Source organism: Glycomyces dulcitolivorans, assembly GCF_003265355.1.
Classification (GTDB): domain Bacteria; phylum Actinomycetota; class Actinomycetes; order Mycobacteriales; family Micromonosporaceae; genus Glycomyces; species Glycomyces dulcitolivorans.
In genome coordinates this window covers 21,800-40,877 of sequence record NZ_QFRW01000052.1, presented here as the reverse complement: position 1 = coordinate 40,877, position 19,078 = coordinate 21,800, and the positions used below count along the sequence as shown (strand labels likewise).

Genomic DNA, 19,078 nt, shown 5'->3' with positions numbered 1-19,078 from the left:
CACCGGGTCCTCGCCGACTCGCCCGCCCACCGCGGCCCGGTGCTGTGGGAGCTCCAGCGCACCGGCCTCGGCCAGGGCGACGACGGCCGCAGCCGCGCCGCCGTCGAACGCCAGGTCGCCGCCCTGCGGCGCCTCGCGCCCGACTTCGAGGCGGTGCGGCCCACGTGGGCCGACCGGCCCGAGGAGTCGACCGAGGTCCTGTGGCGCACCCACGCGCCGCTCGCGGCCGCGCCGCTGCACGACTACCGGGCGCACGTCGAGCAGGCCGAGGCCACCGGCGACTACGAGTACCTCAAGCAGGTGCTGCAAGTGCTCCAGTACGGGCAGCGGCCGCGGCGGTGGATCCTGCGGTCCCCCTGGGACACCGCGCACCTCGACGTCGTGCGGCACGTCTTCCCCGACGCGGTGTTCGTGTGGATGCACCGCGACCCGGTGTTCGCCGTGCCGTCGTTCTGCTCGCTCGCCGAGCGCCTGACCGCCCTGCACTGCAAAGAGGTCGACCCGCACGCGATCGGGCGGCTGTGGCTGCCGATCCTGGCCGACCTGGTCGAGCGCGGCCGCAAGCTCCGGCGAAGCCTGCCCGAAGGCGCGGTCGTCGACGTCAACCACCACCGGTTCACCGGCTACCCGCACGAGTTCGCGCCGAAGCTGTTCGAGCGACTCGGCGCCGAGTGGACGGTCTCGGACCGCAACGGGCTCAACACGATCGTCGACGAGCCCTCGCGCGGGCGCACCCACGGGTACACGCTGGAGCGCTACGGCCTCGACAAGGCCGCCGTCACGGCCGCGTTCGGCGACTACCGCCAGGAAGTGGCCGACCTGCGCGGCTGAGCGCGGCCCCTCATTCCGTCCGGGCCCCGCCGCGCCCTTGCCTTCGATACCCCCTTGGGGTATAAAGGTCTCATGGATACCCCCAGTGGGTATCGTGATTCCGGACCGCCATTCTGAAAGGGCCCGTGATGCACCGCCGCACCCCCGTCCTCGCCAAGCTCCTCGTCGCCGGCTCCGGCATCATGAGCCTCGCCAACTCGGTGACCATCCCGTTCCTCGCGGTCTTCCTGCGCCGCGAACTCGGACTCGAACCCGCGGCCGTCGGCCTGGTCATCGGGTCCTCGGTGTTCTTCTCCATCGCCGCCGGATTCTTCGGCGGCACCCTCTCCGACCTGTTCGGCCGCGTCCCGGTCCTCCTCGCCGGGCTCGGCGGCGTCGTGCTGTCCTTCGCGGGCTTCGCCGCCGCCGAGCACCTGGCCGCCGTCATCGCGGCCAACGCCGCACTCGCCCTGTCCAGCAGCGTGTTCGCGCCCGTCAGCAAGGCGCTCCTGGGCGACGTCCTCCCCGAGGGGACGCGCGTGCGCTGGTTCTCCCACCAGTACCTCGCCACGAACGCCGGGTACGCGGTCGGCCCGCTCCTGGGCGTCGCCCTGGGCCTCTCCGGCGCCCGCACCGCGTTCGCGGCGGCCGCGGTCGTCTACGGCCTCTACCTCGCCGCACTCGCCCTCGCGGTGCGCCTCGCCCCGGCCCTGCCCGCCCCGGCCCCCGCCGAGGACGGCCCGAGCGCCGCCGAGCGGTTCCTCGGCAGCCTGCGCGCCGTCGCCACCGACCGGCGCCTGCTGTGGCTCCTGCTCGCGGGGCTCCTCCTCGAATCGGTGCAGCTGCGCATCTCCGCGCTCCTCGCGCAGAGCCTCGACATCGGCTTCGACAACGGCACGCAGATCCTCGCCGCGGTCATGACCGCCAACGCCGTCACCGTCGTCGCCTTCCAGCTCCTCGCCGCCCGGTACGTGCTGCGCCTGGAGCCGGTCACCGCGATCACCGCCGGGGGCCTGCTCCTGTTCGCGGGCATGGCGGGCTTCGCGTTCTCGACCTCCCTGTGGCACTTCGTGATCGCGATGGTCGTCTTCAGCTTCGGCGAGGTGTTCATCGTCCCCTCCGAGTTCGCCCTCATCGACCGCATCGCCCCCGCCGCCGCCCGCGGCGCCTACTTCGGCGCCCAGAGCTTCACCCAGCTCGGCGGCTTCGCCGGACCCTTCATCGGCGGCCTGCTCCTCGCCGGCGCGAACGGGACGGTCATGTTCCTCGGCGTCGGGGCCCTCGCCCTCGCGGCCGTCGGCGTGTACCTGGCCGCCGGGCGCCTCGTCCCGGGCCTGCGGCGGCGCACCGCGAAGGCCGCTATTCCTACTCCCTGAGTAGAGTTATCGCGTGCTCGACTGGGACCTGCTGCTCGGCTTCGCGGCCGGGCTCGCGATCTCCGTCGTCACCGCCCCGGCCGGCGTCTCGGGCGCGGTGTTCCTGCTGCCGGTCCAGCTCAGCGTCCTCCACGTCCCCAACCCGGCGGTCACCCCGACCAACCTGCTGTACAACGTGATCGCAGGCCCCGGCGCCCTCGCCCGGTACGCCCGCAGCGGGACCCTCCGCTCCCCGCTCGCGGGCCTGCTCGTCGCAGGGACGCTGCCGGGCGTGGTCATCGGCGCGACCGCCCGCGTCCACCTCATCGCCGACCCCGACCTGTTCCGCCTCTGCGCGGCCGCCGTCCTCGGGCCTCTCGGCGTGTGGCTGCTGCTGCCGCGCCGCGACCGCGCCCGATCTCGGTTCGCGTTGCGCCGCAGGGCGATCCTGGTGCTGGCGTTCGCCGCGGGCTGCGTGGGCGGGGTGTACGGCATCGGCGGCGGCTCGCTGCTGAGCCCGGTCCTGGTCGGCGCAGGCTTGTCGGTCGCGGTCGTCGCTCCGGCCGCGCTGCTGTCGACGTTCCTCACCTCGATCGCCGGATGCCTCGCGTACGCGGTCCTGAGTCTCACCGCGCCGGGCGACGTCGCTCCGCACTGGACGCTCGGGATCGCCTGCGGCCTGGGCGGACTCGTCGGCGGGTACATAGGCGCCGCCCTCCAGCCGCGCCTGCCCGAACGCCTCCTGCGGCGCCTGCTCGGCGCCCTCGCGATCGCGCTCGCCGCGCTGTACGCGGCCCAGAGCCTCGCCTGACCTGGTGCGTCAGCGCAGTGTCAGTGCCGTGTCAGGCGCTCCTCCGATAGTTGCTCCATCAAGGCGAACCGCCGAGAAACGAACCGCTTCAAGGAGCACACCGAAATGTCGAACACCGCGCTTTCCACCGCCGACCAGACCACCGTCGCCACCGCCGCCTGGGGCACCGTCACCCTCCTCTCCATCGCCGGCATCGCCGGTTCGGCCCACAAGGTCGCCACCGACGCCTCCCTGGCCCTGAACGCCACCACCGGCGCCGTCGGCCACGCCATCGCCGACAACCCCAAGGCCGCCAAGATCAAGGGCAAGAACGCCGCCGACATCGCCGACCAGGTCCTCCCGGCCCTGACCGAGTCCGTGCGGATCCTCGAAGCCCACGACCCGGCCGAGGCGGAGAACTTCCGCAACACGATCACCGTGGTCATCGACGCCGCGAACCGCGCCCACAAGGGCGAGCCGTCCCCGACGCTCGCCGAGATGGCCCGCAAGGTCACCGAGGCCGTCAACGCCTGACGCTCGACACCAGTACCGCCCCGGGGAAGACGAGGGGGCCGACCGCCGAAGCGGTCGGCCCCTCGCCGCGTCCCACGACAGACGACGGGCCCGACCAGGTTGTTCAAGTCCGGTCGAGCCCGCCTCGGAATCACACCCCCACCTCGCGGTGACAGTGCTATGAGGGACGCCGAACGCCCCTAACGCCAAAATCTTACTCTTGCAAATAGGTTGCAACAACAGATCCGCGGGCAAGCGGAAACCCCGCCGCTCAGCAGTGATGCCGATCGACGGGGTCCTGGACCGACCGCTGCTTTCGTCTACCGCGGCGACGCGGCGGCGAGTTCCGTGTAGAGCGCCAGCGGGTCGTCGCTCAGCGCGGCCTTGATCTCGCGCGCCGCCTCGTCCACCAGCACTTCGAGCGCGCCGGACTCGACGGCGTCGAGCCCGGCCTTGGCGACGTCGGCCGGGTCGGTCTTCGGGCCGTCGAGCTCGGCGACCATGTCGGTGTCGACCATGGCGACGTGCAGGCCGGTGACCTGAGTGCCCTGCGCCGCCAGTTCGAGGCGCACGCCGTTGGTGAGGCTCCACGCCGCGGCCTTGGAGGCGGCGTACGCGTTCGCGATCCACCCCGGCGAGCGCCACGAGGCCACGGAGATGACGTTGAGGATCGCCCCGCCGCCGGAGGCCAGGACGGGCGCGTAGGCGCGGACCATGTTGAGCGGGCCGTAGTAGTTGGTCTCCATCTCCTGCCGGATCGCGGCCTCCTCGCCGTCGACCAGGTTCGCGCCCGTCACGATGCCGGCGTTGTTGACCAGGACGGTCACGTCCGGCGCGGCCTTCACGGCCGCCGCGACCGACGCAGGGTCGGTGATGTCGAGCCGGATCGGCACGACCCCGGGGAGGTCGACGGACTCCGGGTTGCGCGCCGCGGCGTAGACCTTGACCGCGCCGCGCTCCAGCAGCTGCTCGGCGAAGTGCCGGCCGATGCCGCGGTTGGCGCCGGTGACCAGGGCGATCGATCCGTTGATCTTCATGCGGGACTCCAGGTTTCACGAGTTTGTCGGAACGGTGGTTCGCGGCCTACGCTAAAACCTGACGTTGACGTCAGAGGCAAATATTTGTGGCCGAAGCCATAGGGGGCGAAGCGGATGCGGATCGGGGAACTCGCGAAGGCGACGGGCGCGAGCGTCCGCGCGCTGCGGTACTACGAGGAGCAGGGGCTGATCGACTCCGACCGCAGCGCCAGCGGCCAGCGCCTGTACGGACCGGCGGCGGTCGAGAAGGTGCTCTGGATCCGTCAGCTCCTCGCGGCGGGCCTCCCGAGCCGCGTGATCTTGAAGCTGAAGAAGTGCGACACCGACGGCAAGGCCTCCCCCGAGGAGCTGACGGTCCTGGAGGCCGAGCGCGACCGCATCGACAAGCTCGCCACGGACCTGATCACCACCCGGGACCGCCTCGACCACGTCATCGCGAACTCCACCCCCGACGCCGCGAAGGCCCGCGCCCACTAGAAAGCACCGATAAGTATTCCTTGACAAGAATATTCCATTGATGGAATACTTCTTGCATGGATCGGATCGCATCTTCCCTCGGGGACGCCACGCGCTGGCGGATCGTGGAGCTCCTCGTGGAGCGGCCGCGGTCGGTCGGCGAGCTCTCCGAACTGACCGGCCTGCGCCAGCCGCAGACCACCAAGCACCTCCAGAACCTCGGCCGCGCCGGACTCGTCAGCGCCACCCCGCTGGGCCAGCGCCGCATCTACACGGCCGAGCCCGCGGCGCTCGCGGCGTTCGGCGACCGGCTGCTCGCCCTCGCCGCCGCGGCGCGGGCGAACGAGGGCGAGCGCGACGTCATCGCCCGCTACCAGGCCGCCATCGAAGCCGACACCGCTGCGGCGCAGCAGGACCAGTGGGCCGACGGCAGGGCGTTCTCCTTCGGGCGCGACCTGGCCGCACCGCCGGACGCGGTCTGGCGCCACTGGACCGACGCGCGGCTCCTCGCCTCCTGGTGGGTCCCGCCGTCGATGACGGTCACCGACTGCGCGATCGAGCCGGTCGAGGGCGGCCGGGTGGTCCTGGACTACCGCGACGCCGAGGGGCACTACCGCTCCAAGGGCGTCGTGCGGGCCGCGGAGGCCCCCGGGCGCCTGGTGTTCGACCTCTCGGTCCTCGACGCGGAGGGCGCGGTGTTCTTCACCGGCCATTACGACCTCACGCTCGCCGACAGTCCCCAAGGGACGAATCTGCGGCTGGAGCTGACCATCACCGAGACGACCGTCGCGGCCGTCCCGTTCATCGCCGGCATCGCGACCGGCTGGGGCCAGGTGCTCGACAACCTGGCCCGCACCATCGACGACGCCACCCGCCCCACCACCTGAAACGGAGCAAGACCATGACTGACCTCAACGCGCGCAAGGTGATCGCCAACCTGAGCCTCTCGATCGACGGCCGCTACCACGGCGCCGGCGGCCCCGCCGACTTCGGCGCGTTCATCCCGTACGCGACCTCCGACGTCGCCCGGGATCACATGGCCCGCATGATCGAGCACGCCACCACCGCGGTCCTCGGCCGCGTCAACGCCGAAGGCTTCCTGGGCTTCTGGCCCGCGGTCGCCGCCGACGAGAACGCCGACCCCCGCGACCGCGCCTACGCGACCTGGCTGGTCGAGACCGAGAAGGTCGTCCTCTCCACGACCCTCGCCGAAGCGCCCTGGGAGCGGACGACCATCGCGAACGCCCCCACGGCCGAGGTGGTCGCGGACCTGAAGCGGACCGGCGGCGGCGACATCCTCGCCAACACGAGTCCGACCATCATCAAGGCCCTCCTCGAAGCCGACCTGATCGACCGGCTCTACCTCCTGGTCATCCCCGAGATCGCCGGCGGCGGCGAGCGCCTCTTCGAAGACGGGCTCCCCGCCACGAAATGGGTCCTCGCCGAGCAGCACGTGGGCGAGCTGGGGGAGATGGCCCTGGTCTACGACCGGGCCCGGTAGCGGACGGCGGCGCCCGGGCCCGTCGGGTCCGGGCGCCGTCCCCGGTCGGATCAGCCTTGTCCGAGCGCCCGGGCCGTCGCCGTGCCGCGCAGGCCCGCGACCGGGCCCTCGTACAGGACCCGCCCGCCGTGGCGGCCCGCGCCGGGACCGAGGTCGACGATCCAGTCGGCGCGGCGGATCACGTCCAGGTTGTGCTCGATGACCACGACCGTGTGCCCGCCGTCGACGAGCCGGGACAGCACCTCCATGAGCGTGCCGATGTCGCGCAGGTGCAGGCCGGTCGTCGGCTCGTCGAGGACGTACAGCGACGGCTCGACCGCTTCGCGCAGCTCCCGGGCGATCTTGACGCGCTGGCACTCGCCGCCCGACAGCGTCGTGAGCGGCTGGCCGAGGCGCAGGTAGCCGAGCCCGACCCGGTCGAGCTCGCCGAGCGCCTTGCGGATGGCCGGGTCCGCGAGGCGCTGCATCGCGTCCGCGATCGTCAGGTCGGCGACGTCGGCGATCGTGAGCCCGTCGACGCGGTGCCGCAGCGCCTCCTCGGTGAAGCGGCGCCCGCCGCACGTCTCGCACACCGTCTCCTGCCCGTCCATGAACGCGAGGTCGGTGTAGACGATCCCGAGCCCCTTGCAGTCGGGGCAGGCCCCTTCGGAGTTGGCGCTGAAGTACTTGGCGGGCAGGCCGCTCGCCTTCGCGAACAGCTTGCGGACCGGTGCGGCGATCCCGGTGTAGGTGATCGGCGTGGAGCGGCGGTTGGCGCCGACGGGGCGCTGGTCGACGACGATCGCGCCGTGCCGGTCGACGAGTTCGGCCGCCAGGCTCGACTTGCCGGAACCGGCGACGCCGGTGAGGACGGTGAGCACGCCGGTGGGGACGGCGACCGTGACGTCTCGGAGGTTGTTGCGCGCGGCGTGCTCGACGGTGATCGCCCCGGCGGCCTCGCGCGGCGCCGCGACGGCCGGGCCCTGCTTCGCGAGCGCGAGCGCGGTCGGCGTCCCGGCCTCCTTGAGCCGGTCGAACGGCCCCTGGAACACCACGCGCCCACCGTCGGCGCCCGCGTCCGGCCCGATCTCCACGACCTGGTCGGCGGCGGCCATCACGGCCGGGTCGTGCTCGACGACGATCACCGTGTTCCCCTTGTCGCGCAGACGCTGCAGGAGCGCGGTCATGGCGTCGACGTCGTGCGGGTGCAGGCCGACGGTGGGCTCGTCGAAGATGTACAGCATCTCGATCAGGCTGTTGCCCAGGTGCTTCACGGTCTTCACGCGCTGCGACTCGCCGCCGGACAGGCTCGTCGTGGCCCGCCCCAGGTGCAGGTAGCCGAGCCCGATCTCGTCCATCGCGCGCAGCCGCTCCACCAGCGCCGCGACGACCGGTCCCACCGACGCCTCCTTCACGCCCGCAACGAGGTCTGCGAGTTCGGCGACCTCCATCAGCGCCAGCTCGCCGATGGTCCGGCCGTGCACCGCAACGGCTCTCGCCTCGGCGTTCAGCCGGTCGCCGCGGCACTCCGGGCACTGGCCCGAGCGCGTGAACCGGTCGATGGCTTTCTGCTTGTGGGCCGAGATGTCGCCGGAGGTGCGCAGGTAGATCCGCTCGAACCACGCCACCAGGCTCTCGTAGTCGGCCGGGGGCCTGGTGGCGAGCCGGGCGGCGTGCTCGCCGCCGTACAGCAGCGCGAGCCGCTCGTCCTCGGTCCAGTCGCGCAGCGGCACGTCGACCGGGAACGATCCGATGTCGGTGTACTTGGCGTTCCAGTAGCCGCCGTCGACGAAGCCGGGCAGGAGGATCGCGCCGTCCTTCAGCGTCCTTGCGGTGTCGAGGAACGACGCAACGTCGATCTCCACGGCGTCGCCGAGGCCCGAGCAGGTCGGGCACATGCCCGCGGGGTCGTTGAAGGAGAAGCGGTTCGACTCGCCCAGGTGCGGCTCGCCGATCCGCGAGTACAGCAGCCGCAGGTACGTCCACGTGTCGGTGACCGTCCCGACGGTCGACCTCGCGTTGCCGCCGAGGCGGCGCTGGTCGATCACGACCACCGGCGAGAGCCCGGAGATCTCGTCGGCCTCGGGCCGCGTCCACTTCGGCAGGCGGTTGCGCAGGAACGGCGGGTACGTCTCGTTGACCTGGTGGCCGGCCTCGGCCGCGATCGTGTCGAAGACCAGGGAGGACTTCCCGGAGCCGGAGACGCCCGCGAACACGGTCAGGGTCCCGCGCGGCACGTCGAGGTCCAGCGACCTGAGGTTATTGGACCTGGCGCCGCGGATGCGGATCATTCGCTCGTTCATGCCGCCGACGCTATGCGCAGATGCGGCCGGTTCCTGACCGCGTTTCGCGGCACACTTGAGGCATGCCCGACGTCACCCACCGCATGCTCTCGCTCCTGGCGACGCTCCAGACCGGCCGCTCGTTCGGCGGCGGGGAGCTGGCCTCACGGCTCGGGGTCAGCCCCCGGACGCTGCGGCGCGACGTCGACCGCCTGCGCGAGTACGGCTACCCCGTCGAGACCCGGCCGGGGCCCGGCGGCCACTACCGGCTCGTCGCGGGCGCCGCGATGCCGCCGCTCATGCTCGAAGACGACGAGGCGGTCGCGGTCCTCCTCGGCCTCGCCGCGCTCGCCGCGACCGGCAGCGCCGACGAGGGCTCGGTCGACGAGGCCGCCACCCGCGCCTACGGGAAGGTCGAGCAGTACCTGCCCAAGCGGCTCCGCCACCGGATCGTGCGGCTGCGCGCCAGCCTGGAGACCGGCGACGTCGCCGCCCCGAGCACCAGCGCCGGCCACCTCGGCGCGCTCGCCGACGCGATCGCGGCCCGCCAGGTCGTCGCGTTCGACTACGAGCGCAAGGACGGCACGTCGTCGTCGCGCCGCGTCGAGCCCCACCGGCAGCTCCACCACCTCCAGCGGTGGTTCCTCCTGGGCTGGGACCTCGACCGCGGCGACTGGCGGGTCTTCCGCACCGACCGCATCACCGGCCTGCGCGCGACCCTGACCCTCTTCGAACCGCGGCCCGCCCCGCCGGCCATGGACTACCTCGCCGAAGGCATCGCCAGGAACCGCCGGCCGATCGCATTCACCATCGCGGCCCCGCCCGACCCGGTCGCCGAGGCGTTCCGCCACGACACCATCGAACTCACCGCCCTCGACGACGGCCGCACCCGCGTCGCCATGCGCCAGGAGTCCTGGGAATGGCCCCTCGCCGCACTCGCCACCCTCGACGCCGACTTCACGATCGAGGCCCCCGACCCCTTCCTCCGCGGCTTCCGCCGCTTCGCCGAACGCCTCCGCACCGCAGCGGCCGACTGAGCCGGACAAGCGAAAACCCCGCCGCTCGGCACTGATGCCGATCGACGGGGTCTTTCTCTGGTGGCCAGGGCCGGGGTCGAACCGGCGACCTTCCGCTTTTCAGGCGGACGCTCGTACCAACTGAGCTACCTGGCCAGGACATACGCGTTGCGCGCGTTGCCGTGAACACTGTACAACATCCCCGGCCGGGCGGCCGAACTGGTATTGCGGAGAACGTGACGTCCACCCTCTATGAGGAGTCGGCGGGCGCGGGTAGCGTACAGGGCACCCTACCCCCGAGGAGGTTTCCGTGACCCGACTCGCTGCCACTCCGCCGATGGGCTGGAACTCATGGGATGTGTTCGGGACCTCGGTCACCGAGGCCGAGACCCGTGCCAACGCTGAGTTCATCGCCGAGCACATGGCCGCGCACGGCTGGGAGTACGTCGTCGTGGACATCCAGTGGTACGACCCGGCGGCCCGCGCGGGCGGGTACAACTCGGGGACCAGGCTGGTCCTCGACGAGTACGGCCTGCCGCAGCCGGCGCCGAACCGGTTCCCGTCGGCGGCGGGCGGCGCCGGGTTCAAGCCGCTGGCCGACTACGTGCACTCGCTGGGACTGAAGTTCGGGCTGCACGTCCTCAGGGGCGTCCCGCGCCAGGCCGTCGCGGCCGACACCCCGATCAAGGGCAGCGAGTACTCGGCGGCGCAGATCCCCGACCGGGAGCGGCTGTCCTCGTGGATCGACGACAACTGGGGGATCGACCACTCCCACCCCGGCGGCCAGGCCTACTACGACGCGCTCGTGCGCCAGTTCGCCGACTGGGGCGTGGACTACGTCAAGGCCGACGACATGATCGCCCCCTACTGGGAGGACGAGGTCGAGGCGTTCTGGCACGCGGTCGACCGGGCCGACCGCGACATCCTCCTCAGCCTCTCCCCCGGGATGAACCTCTCGACCGACCACGCCGAGCACCTCAAGGCCCACTCGCACCTGTGGCGCATCTCGGCCGACCTGTGGGACCGCTGGCGCGACATCAACGCCCAGTTCGACCTCCTGCGCGAATGGGCCCCGCACGCCGGGCCCGGCCACTGGCCCGACGCCGACATGCTCCCGTTGGGCCGCATGGGCGTCCGCGCCGAGGTCGGCGAGCCCCGCGAGAGCCTGCTCTCCCCCGACGAGCAGCGGACGATGCTCACGCTGTGGTGCATCGCCCGCTCCCCGCTCATGGTCGGCGCCGACCTCCCGGGGTCCAGCGCTGAAACGATCGAACTCCTGACCAACCCCGAGGTCCTGGCCGCCCAGCGCCACCCGGTCGGGGCCCGCGAGGTCTGGCGCGAGGGAAGGCACCTCGCCTGGGCCTCCGAGGACGGCGCGTTCGCAGCGGTCTTCAACCGCGGCACCGAGGCCGCCGAGATCCAGCTCCCGTGGTCGGCCCTGGGGATGTCCGAGCCGGGCCGGGTGCGCGACTGCTGGACCCGCTCGGACATCGTCCCGGGCGACCACCTGCGGGCGAAGCTCCAGCCGCACAGCTCGGCCCTGTTCCGGTTCTCCTAGTCCGTCATCCACTGGACGAGCTGGATCACGACGCCGTTGGGGTCGGCGGTCTGGAAGTAGCGCTCGCCCCATTCCTCGGTCTCGATCGGGGTGGTGATCGCGACGCCTTCGGCCTGGACGCGTTCGTACTCGGCGTCGATGTCGTCGACGACGAAGGCGAGGAGAAGGCCGTCGGCGTGCCCCTTGGCGCTGTCGGGCTTGAAGGTCGCCAGGCCCGTGCGCAGGAAGATGACGTTGAAGCCGGCGTCGGGGCGGGAGAGGGAGACGAAGCCGTCGGCGGCCATGTCCTCGGTGAAGCCGTAGTGGCGCTTGAGGAACTCGGCGGAGGCGGTCGGGTCGGTGACGTTGAGCGAGACGGCGGACGAGGTGATTCGCATGGGCGCTCCTTGGCGGGATCCGTTTCTTCGTACGTTGTATATTGTACTTAGTACGTCGTACGATGTACAAGTTTTCTGGGTAGGATTTTCCGCGTGACTGCTGCCACTGAGACGCCGAAGCCGAATCTGCTCGAACTGCTGTGGAGGACCGGGCCGGAGGCGAGCCGCGGGCCGCGGAAGGGGTTGACCGTCGACGCGGTCGTCGCCGCCGCGGTCGAGCTCGCGGACCGCGAAGGGCTTGAGGCCGTGACGGTCCGGCGACTGGCGCAGGAGCTGGGGAAGGCTCCGATGACGCTGTACACGTACGTGCCCGGGAAATCCGAGCTCGTCGCCCTGATGCTCGACTTCCTGTTCGCCTCCATGGAGAGAGGCGAGCTCGAAGGGCTCGCCTGGCGGGAGCGGGTCAGTCAGATCGCCCGGGACAGCTACTCGCTCTACCGGACCCACCCCTGGGCCGCCGCCGCTTCACCCAGCCGGCCGCCGCTCGGGCCCGGCCAGTGCGCCAAGTACGAGCACGAGCTCCGGGCCCTGGAAGGGTTGGGGCTCAGCGATGTCGAGATGGACGACGTCCTGGCGCACCTGCTGGGCTTCGTGCGCATCGCCGCCCAGGACGCGGCCCAGGCCGACGCCGAGCGCGCCGCCAGCGCCATGAGCGACCAGGAGTGGTGGGAGGTCAACGGGGCCCTGCTCGCGAAGGTCCTCGATCCCGAGCGGTTCCCCACGGCGGTGCGGGTCGGGCAGGCCGCCGGGGAGGCGCACGATTCCGCGTACGACGCCGAGCACGCGTTCCGCTTCGGGCTGGAGCGGACCCTCGACGGGCTGGCTCCGCTCATCATGCGGGGCTAGCGGACTCGCGAAAAAGGCCCGGCCCGGAGTCTCCTCCGGGCCGGGCCCCTTCGCTCAGACCTGCAGCGGTTCGTTCAGGCTGTCGGGCTTCCACCTTCGCCGCATCGCCACGACGAGCGACGACAGCGCCAGGGCGCCGACGAGGTACGCGGCCAGGACGATCAGGGCGCGGACCACGTGCGCCGTCTCGCCGCCGCTGATGGTCACCCGCAGGGCGTCGACGACGTAGCTCATCGGCAGGAACGGGTGGAGGAACTGGAAGAACTTCGGCGTCGTCTCCACCGGGTACAGGCCGCCCGCGCTCGTGAGCTGGAGCATCAGCAGGACCACCAGCAGCAGGCTCCCGGCGGTGCCGAAGGCGAGCTTGAACAGGTGGGCCATCGCGGAGAAGGTGAGGATGACGAGGATCGACAGCCCGACCGTGTCGAGGGCGTCCTTCGGGTTGAGGCCGAGGCCGAGTTCGACCGCGAGGTAGAGGACGAGCGCCGACAGCACCCCGAGGAAGGCGCCCGGCAGCCACCCGCCGATGGCGATCGGGACGGAGCGGAGCGGCCCGGCGAGGGCGCGCCTGTTGACCGTCGAGAGCACCAGGTAGGCCATGAGTCCGAAGACCCACAGGGCGATCGCGATGAAGAACGGCGCGAGGCCGCGCCCGTAGGTCTCGGCCGGGTTGAGATTGTCCTCGCTGATGGCGACGGGGCTGCCGTAGGCGTCGGCGTTGTCGGCGTCCTCGGCCGGGTTGGTGCTGGGGACGGAGTCGGCGGCCGTGGCGAGGCTCGTCGCGAGGGTGTCGGCGCCGTCGTGGAGCGTGCTGAGGCCGTCGGCGAGGTCGCCCGCGCCGTCCTCGGCGGTCGCGGCCGCGGAGGCGACCTGGGAGGCGCCGTCGGCGACGTCGCTCGCTCCGGTCTGGAGGGTGGTGAGGTCCTCGGAGGCCTGGTTCAGCGTGTCGGTGGAGGTGGACTGGATCTGGTCGTTGGCGTCCTGGATGTCGCCGTTGACGTCGTCGGCGTCGGTGATGAACCCCTGGAGTTGCGTGCAGGCGTCGGCGTCCGCGTCGGGGTTGTCGGTGCACAGGGCCGCGTAGACGGTGTCGAGGTCGGTGTTCGCGCGGTCGGCGAGGTCGGCGGCGCTGGAGGCGCCGGTCTGGATCTGGGTCCAGTTGTCGGCGAGGGTCTGGACGACGGGCTGGGCGACGTCGACGGCCTGGTCGACGCCGTCGCTGACCTGGCTGGCGCCGTCGGCGACCTGCTGGGCGCCGGTGGTGAGGTCGCCGAGGCCGGACTGGAGGTCGCTCGCGCCGGTCTGGGCGGTGCCGATGCCGTCGGCGAGTTCGGTTGCGCCGCTTGAGGCGTCGGTGAGGCCGTCGTGGAGCTGGGTGAGGTCGCCGAAGATGGTGGTGGCGAAGGTGACGTAGACGGCGGTGTTGATCTGGTTGCGCAGTTCGGCTTCGACGGTGGAGGCCATGATGCCGGCGACGTAGCCGTTGGCGTCGTTGAGGTCGAACTCGACGGTGGCCTGCTCGGGGTCGGTGCCGGAGAGGCTGGCGAGCCGCGTGGAGAAGTCCTCGGGGACGGTGATGACCATGTAGTAGTCGCCGTCTTCGAGTCCTCGGGCCGCATCGGAGGCGGAGGTGAACCGCCAGTCGAAGATGCGGTCCTCCTTGAGCTGGTCGACGAGCTGGTCGCCGCCGTTGATCTGCTGGGACTCGCCGTCGACCTCGACGGTGGCGCCGGTGTCCTCGTTGACGACCGCGACGGGCATCTGGTCGAGCTTGCCGTACGGGTTCCACGCGAACCACAGGTAGAGGCCGCCGTAGACGAGCGGGATGAGGACGATCGCGACGAGCGCGAGGCTGCGGATGGGGTGGCCGCGGAAGCGGCGCAGTTCGGCGGCGGCCAGCTTGAAGGGGCTCAGCATGAACGGGCTCACTGGTGGCCTCCGTTTCCGTTGTGCGCGTGCCGGAGGCCGCGGTGGTGCTCGGGCGGGCGGTGGTGTCCGCGGAGGTCGACGACCGTGTCGGCGGGCGGGGTGGTGCAGGTGCAGGCGGCGATGACGAGCTGGCCGGCGTCGGCGACGGTGCGCAGGGCCTCGAAGACGCGTTCGGCGCCGCTGGTGTCGAGTCCGGTGTCGGCGTCGTCGACGGCGATGGCGGGGGTGCGGGAGGCGGCGGCGCAGGCGATGGCGAAGCGGATCTGGTCGATGCGGGAGAGGAAGCCGAAGGTGTCGCCGGAGTCGAGGTCGAGGGCGAGGCGGTCGAGCCAGGCGTGGATGTTCGCGGCGGTCGCGGCGCCGCCGGAGACGGTCACGGTCTCCTTGATGCAGCTCGCGATCGTGTGGTACTCGGCGAAGCGGATCGGCGGTCCCGCCTGGGCGACGGTGAAGCGGCGGCGGATCTGGCCGGGGCGGGTCTGGCCGTCGACGCGGAGGGCGCCGGAGTCGAGGCGGAAGCGGCCGGTGAGGGCGAGGAGGAGCGAGGTGCGGCCGTCGCCGCCGTCGCCGGTGACGGCGACGACCTGGCCGGGGCGGGCGGTGAGGGTGACGTCGGTGAAGATGGTGCCCTGGCGGCCGGTCGCGGTGAGGCCCTTGGCGTCGAGGAACGGGTCGCCGTTGGGGTGTTCGAGGAGCGCGGTGCGGTCGGCGTCGGCGAGGGGCGGCGGGGCGACGGCGGCGCCCTCGCGCGGGCGTTCGAGGACGGCGGTGGCGTCCTCGGGTGCGGCAGGGGCGCCTTCGAACACGGCGGTGGCGTATTCGGGTGCGGGATCGGGCGCCGGTGCGGGCGTTGCGGTCCCGGTCTCGGTGATCTCCGGCTCGCCGGTGTCGTCTGCGGACGTTTCGGGCACGGGCCCGCCGTCGTCGCTCCTGTCGCTCATGGGCACTATCCTCACAGGCCGGTGCGCCCTGGTTCGGGCGTTTTCACGGGATTCTGACCGCACGGATATTACTCATCAGTAACTTATGATCGATTCGAGGCGGGCGCGCTGTGACCGGCGCTGCCCGCGCCGGGCCCTTACAGTTGAGGCATGTCGGAAACGCAACCCGCGAAACCCGCGGCGCCCCGCCGCGCACACGCGCGAACCCACCACGGCGACACCGTCGACGACCCGTACGCCTGGCTGAAGAACCCCGAGGACCCCGAGACGCTCGACTACCTCCGGGCCGAGAACGCCTACGCCGAATCGCGGACCGCGCACCTCGCCGGGCTCCGCAAGGCGATCTTCGGCGAGATCAAGGGCCGCACCCAGGAGACCGACCTCTCCGTCCCCGTCCGCAAGCGCGGCTGGTGGTACTACGGGCGCACCGAGGAGGGCAAGCAGTACGGCATCCAGTGCCGCCTCAAGGCCTCCGGCGACACCCCGCCCGAGATCGAGGCCGGCGTCGCCGTCGAGGGCGAGGAGATCCTCGTCGACGGCAACGAGCTGGCCGAGGGCCACGACTTCTTCTCCCTGGGCACCTGCGACGTCTCCCCCGACGGGAACCTGCTCGCCTACGCCGTCAACTACTCCGGCGACGAGCGCTTCACCCTGCGGTTCCGCGACCTCCGCACCGGGGAGGACTTCCCCGACGACATCCCGAACGTGTTCTACGGCGGGTCCTGGTCGCAGGACGGCTCCGTGTTCTTCTACACCAAAGTGGACGACGCGTGGCGGCCGCACCAGGTGTGGCGCCACGTCCTCGGCGAGCACGAGGACAAGGACGTGCTGGTCCACCAGGAGGACGACGAGCGCTTCTGGACCGGGATCGACCTGACGCGCTCGGAGCGGTACCTGTTCATCGTCTCCGGCTCCAAGATCACCACCGAGGTCCGCTACCTCGACGCGGCCGACCCCACCGGCGAGTTCACCGTGTTCGGCAACGGCCGCGAGCAGGGCGTCGAGCTCTCCGTCGACCACCAGGGCGACCGGTTCTGGGTGCTGCACAACCGCGGCGCCGAGAACTTCACGCTCGGGTGGACGCCCGTCGAGGACACGACCCAGTTCCACGAGGTCATCGCCCACGACGAGGCCGTGCGCCTCGAATCGGCCGACGCGTTCAACGACCACGTCGTCGTCTCCATGCGCCGGGCGGGCCTGTCGCAGGTCGCCATCCTGGACGATTCCGGTCAGTTGACCGAAATCCAGTTCGAGGAGCCGATCTACGCCGTGGGCCTGGGCGAGAACCCCGACTACGAGTCGCGGCAGATCCGCCTCGGGTACACCTCGCTGGTCACCCCGTCCTCGGTGTACGACTACGACATCGACGAGGCCGAGCTGCACCTGCGCAAGCAGACCGCGGTCCTCGGGGACTTCGACCCGGCCGACTACGTGCAGTACCGCGAGTGGGCGACCGCCGAGGACGGCACGAAGGTCCCGATCTCGATCGTCGCCAAGGCCGGCGTCACCGCCGACGGGACCGCGCCGTGCCTGCTGTACGGGTACGGGTCCTACGAGCACTCGATCGACCCGTATTTCTCGATCGCGCGATTGAGCCTCCTCGACCGCGGCGTCGTCTTCGCCATCGCGCACGTGCGCGGCGGCGGCGAGATGGGCCGGCAGTGGTACGAGCAGGGCAAGCTCCTGCACAAGAAGCACACGTTCACCGACTTCGTGGACGCCGCGAACCACCTCGTGGACGTCGGCTGGGCCGCGCCGGACCGGATCGTCGCCCGCGGCGGGTCCGCTGGCGGGCTCCTCATGGGCGCCATCGCGAACCTCGCCCCCGAGCGGTTCACCGGCGTCCTCGCCGACGTCCCGTTCGTGGACGCGCTCAACACGATCCTCGACCCGACGATGCCGCTGACGGTCATCGAGTGGGAGGAGTGGGGCAACCCGCTCGAATCGCCCGAGGTGTACGCGTACATGAAGTCGTACTCGCCGTACGAGAACATCTCCGGCGTCACCTACCCGGCGATCCTCGCGGTCACCAGCCTCAACGACACCCGCGTCGGCTTCCACGAGCCGGCCAAGTGGATCGCGAAGCTGCGCCACGAGAGCCCGTCCTCGGACGTGCTCCTCAAGACCGAGATGGAGGCCGGCCACGGCGGCCGGTCCGGGCGCTACGACGCCTGGGAGGAAGAGGCGTTCAACCTCGCATGGATCCTCGACCGGCTGGGTACCGCGTAAAGACGGGAATGCACAGGGGCCCGGCGCCGCAGGCGACTGCGGTGCCGGGCCCTGTTCGTTCGCTACTTCGGGGCCTCGTCGTCCTCGTCGAGGGGGACGGCGAACAGCTGCTCGGCGACGTCCGCCGGGTCCGCCTCGTCCGGGAGGTCCGGGTCCGAGACGGGCGACTCCGGGTCGACGTCGTCGCCCGGAGGAGCCGAGTTCGCCAGGTCGAACTCGGACAACTCGTCGTAGTCGTCCGCCCATTCCTGCTGATAATTCATAATCTCCACCGTAGTGGCGAGGGCCCCGTCCGGCCAGTGAACCACCAGGTAGCCTGAGTAATGCCTTCACATGTTCGTGGGCAATACTTCACCTCGACGCAATAAGTTCGAGGCCATCAGACAGCGGCGTCTGGGTCTGGCCCCCGGTCGGGGAGCAATCAACGACTTGTCTAAGGAGCAGGCAGCATGCCTATCGCAACACCCGAGGAATACAACGAGATGCTCGACCGGGCGAAGGCCGGCTCCTTCGCCTACCCGGCCATCAACGTGACCTCGACCCAGACCCTCAACGCCGCCCTGGCCGCGTTCGCCGAGGCCGAGTCCGACGGCATCGTGCAGGTCTCCACCGGCGGCGCCGAGTACCTCTCCGGCCCGACGATCAAGGACAAGGTCACCGGCTCCGTGGCCCTTGCCGCCGCCGCGCACGAGATCGCCAAGAACTACCCGGTCAAGGTCGCCCTGCACACCGACCACTGCCCGAAGAACCACCTCGACGGCTTCGTCCGCCCGCTGCTGGCCATCAGCGAAGAGCGCGTCGCCCGCGGCGAGCTGCCCCTCTTCCAGTCCCACATGTGGGACGGCTCGGCCGTGCCGATGCAGGAGAACCTGGAGATCGCCCAGGAGCTCCTCGCCCGCACCGCCAAGGCCAACATCATCCTTGAGATCGAGATCGGCGTCGTCGGCGGCGAAGAGGACGGCGTCGAAGCCGAGATCAACGAGAAGCTCTACACCACCGTCGAAGACGGCCTCGCCACCGTCGAAGCGCTCGGCGCGGGCGAGAAGGGCCGCTACATGACGGCCCTGACCTTCGGCAACGTGCACGGCGTCTACAAGCCCGGCAACGTCCACCTGCGCCCCGAGATCCTCAAGGAGATCCAGGACGCGGTCGGCGCCAAGGTCGGCAAGGACAAGCCGTTCGACCTGGTCTTCCACGGCGGCTCCGGCTCCACCGCGCAGGAGATCTCCGACGCGGTCGACCACGGCGTCATCAAGATGAACATCGACACCGACGCCCAGTACGCGTTCACCCGCCCGGTCGTCGACCACATCTTCCGCAACTACGACGGCGTGCTCAAGGTCGAGGGCGAGGTCGGCAACAAGAAGGCCTACGACCCGCGCGCCTACGGCAAGCTCGCCGAGGCCGGCATGGCCGCCCGCATCGTCGAGGCCTGCCAGCAGCTCCGCTCCGCCGGAAA

General features: G+C 71.1%; 18 protein-coding genes and 1 tRNA gene. 12 read left to right on the top strand and 7 right to left on the bottom strand.

The genetic code is table 11. From position 1 onward, the window contains the following. From DI269_RS03255 to DI269_RS03240, 4 genes are all read left to right on the top strand, one after another. Positions 1-831: sulfotransferase family protein (locus DI269_RS03255; protein WP_112133696.1), on the top strand; the 831-nt coding region annotated here is incomplete at its 5' end. A gap of 128 nt (positions 832-959) precedes the next feature. After that, positions 960-2,186, top strand: coding sequence for an MFS transporter (locus tag DI269_RS03250; RefSeq protein WP_112133695.1), 1,227 nt, complete (start codon positions 960-962; stop codon positions 2,184-2,186). 13 nt (positions 2,187-2,199) lie between these two features. Next, positions 2,200-2,976, top strand: a complete 777-nt coding sequence (locus DI269_RS03245; protein WP_112133694.1) for a sulfite exporter TauE/SafE family protein — start codon at positions 2,200-2,202, stop codon at positions 2,974-2,976. Between the two features lie 105 nt (positions 2,977-3,081). Continuing rightward, entirely contained in the window at positions 3,082-3,489 is a 408-nt protein-coding gene (locus DI269_RS03240; protein WP_112133693.1) for a hypothetical protein, read from the top strand. A gap of 299 nt (positions 3,490-3,788) precedes the next feature. On the opposite strand, the gene DI269_RS03235 is transcribed toward DI269_RS03240, so the two are convergent. Then, a complete protein-coding gene (locus DI269_RS03235; RefSeq protein WP_112133692.1) occupies positions 3,789-4,505 on the bottom strand; it encodes an SDR family oxidoreductase in 717 nt (238 codons plus the stop codon). Positions 4,506-4,619: 114 nt separating this feature from the next. Between DI269_RS03235 and DI269_RS03230 the strand changes: the two genes are divergently transcribed. From DI269_RS03230 to DI269_RS03220, 3 genes are read left to right on the top strand one after another with little or no spacing between them, the layout of a single operon-like run. Continuing rightward, entirely contained in the window at positions 4,620-4,982 is a 363-nt protein-coding gene (locus DI269_RS03230) for a MerR family transcriptional regulator (protein WP_112133691.1), read from the top strand. Between the two features lie 56 nt (positions 4,983-5,038). After that, positions 5,039-5,848 carry a metalloregulator ArsR/SmtB family transcription factor gene (locus tag DI269_RS03225; protein ID WP_112133690.1) on the top strand — a complete coding sequence of 270 codons (810 nt, stop codon included), beginning with the start codon at positions 5,039-5,041 and terminating at the stop codon, positions 5,846-5,848. 14 nt (positions 5,849-5,862) lie between these two features. Beyond that, positions 5,863-6,462 carry a dihydrofolate reductase family protein gene (locus DI269_RS03220; protein ID WP_112133689.1) on the top strand — a complete coding sequence of 200 codons (600 nt, stop codon included), beginning with the start codon at positions 5,863-5,865 and terminating at the stop codon, positions 6,460-6,462. A 50-nt stretch (positions 6,463-6,512) separates the two neighbouring features. Here DI269_RS03220 and DI269_RS03215 read toward each other — a convergent pair whose 3' ends face one another. Next, positions 6,513-8,744: an ATP-binding cassette domain-containing protein gene (locus tag DI269_RS03215; protein WP_112133688.1), complete on the bottom strand. Its 2,232-nt coding sequence runs from the start codon at positions 8,742-8,744 to the stop codon at positions 6,513-6,515. A gap of 62 nt (positions 8,745-8,806) precedes the next feature. On the opposite strand from DI269_RS03215, the gene DI269_RS03210 reads away from it, so the two are divergent. Next, positions 8,807-9,760: a helix-turn-helix transcriptional regulator gene (locus DI269_RS03210; protein WP_112133687.1), complete on the top strand. Its 954-nt coding sequence runs from the start codon at positions 8,807-8,809 to the stop codon at positions 9,758-9,760. 58 nt (positions 9,761-9,818) lie between these two features. On the opposite strand, the gene DI269_RS03205 is transcribed toward DI269_RS03210, so the two are convergent. Beyond that, positions 9,819-9,895 (bottom strand) — tRNA-Phe (locus tag DI269_RS03205). A 154-nt stretch (positions 9,896-10,049) separates the two neighbouring features. Between DI269_RS03205 and DI269_RS03200 the strand changes: the two genes are divergently transcribed. Further along, the gene (locus tag DI269_RS03200) at positions 10,050-11,297 is read left to right on the top strand and encodes a glycoside hydrolase family 27 protein (RefSeq protein WP_198667102.1); all 1,248 of its coding nucleotides are present in this window, start codon (positions 10,050-10,052) and stop codon (positions 11,295-11,297) included. Here DI269_RS03200 and DI269_RS03195 read toward each other — a convergent pair. Next, the gene (locus DI269_RS03195) at positions 11,294-11,674 is read right to left on the bottom strand and encodes a VOC family protein (protein ID WP_112133685.1); all 381 of its coding nucleotides are present in this window, start codon (positions 11,672-11,674) and stop codon (positions 11,294-11,296) included. The genes DI269_RS03200 and DI269_RS03195 overlap by 4 nt on opposite strands. Positions 11,675-11,767: 93 nt before the next feature. Here DI269_RS03195 and DI269_RS03190 point away from each other — a divergent pair, with 93 nt between their 5' ends. After that, positions 11,768-12,520: a TetR/AcrR family transcriptional regulator gene (locus tag DI269_RS03190; RefSeq protein WP_112133684.1), complete on the top strand. Its 753-nt coding sequence runs from the start codon at positions 11,768-11,770 to the stop codon at positions 12,518-12,520. A gap of 54 nt (positions 12,521-12,574) precedes the next feature. Here DI269_RS03190 and DI269_RS03185 read toward each other — a convergent pair whose 3' ends face one another. Then, positions 12,575-14,449, bottom strand: a complete 1,875-nt coding sequence (locus DI269_RS03185) for a YhgE/Pip domain-containing protein (protein WP_112133683.1) — start codon at positions 14,447-14,449, stop codon at positions 12,575-12,577. Further along, positions 14,446-15,390 (bottom strand): ATP-binding cassette domain-containing protein, encoded by a 945-nt coding sequence (locus DI269_RS03180; RefSeq protein WP_112133682.1) that lies wholly within the window; start codon positions 15,388-15,390, stop codon positions 14,446-14,448. Before DI269_RS03180 ends, DI269_RS03185 begins: the two co-directional genes overlap by 4 nt. Positions 15,391-15,540: 150 nt before the next feature. On the opposite strand from DI269_RS03180, the gene DI269_RS03175 reads away from it, so the two are divergent. Continuing rightward, on the top strand, positions 15,541-17,619 hold the full coding sequence (locus tag DI269_RS03175; protein ID WP_112133681.1) for a S9 family peptidase: 2,079 nt from the start codon (positions 15,541-15,543) through the stop codon (positions 17,617-17,619). Between the two features lie 62 nt (positions 17,620-17,681). Here DI269_RS03175 and DI269_RS03170 read toward each other — a convergent pair whose 3' ends face one another. Continuing rightward, positions 17,682-17,882 (bottom strand): hypothetical protein, encoded by a 201-nt coding sequence (locus tag DI269_RS03170; RefSeq protein ID WP_112133680.1) that lies wholly within the window; start codon positions 17,880-17,882, stop codon positions 17,682-17,684. A gap of 186 nt (positions 17,883-18,068) precedes the next feature. On the opposite strand from DI269_RS03170, the gene fbaA reads away from it, so the two are divergent. Beyond that, a partial coding sequence (fbaA, locus tag DI269_RS03165; protein ID WP_112133698.1) for a class II fructose-bisphosphate aldolase occupies positions 18,069-19,078 on the top strand: 1,010 nt, incomplete at its 3' end.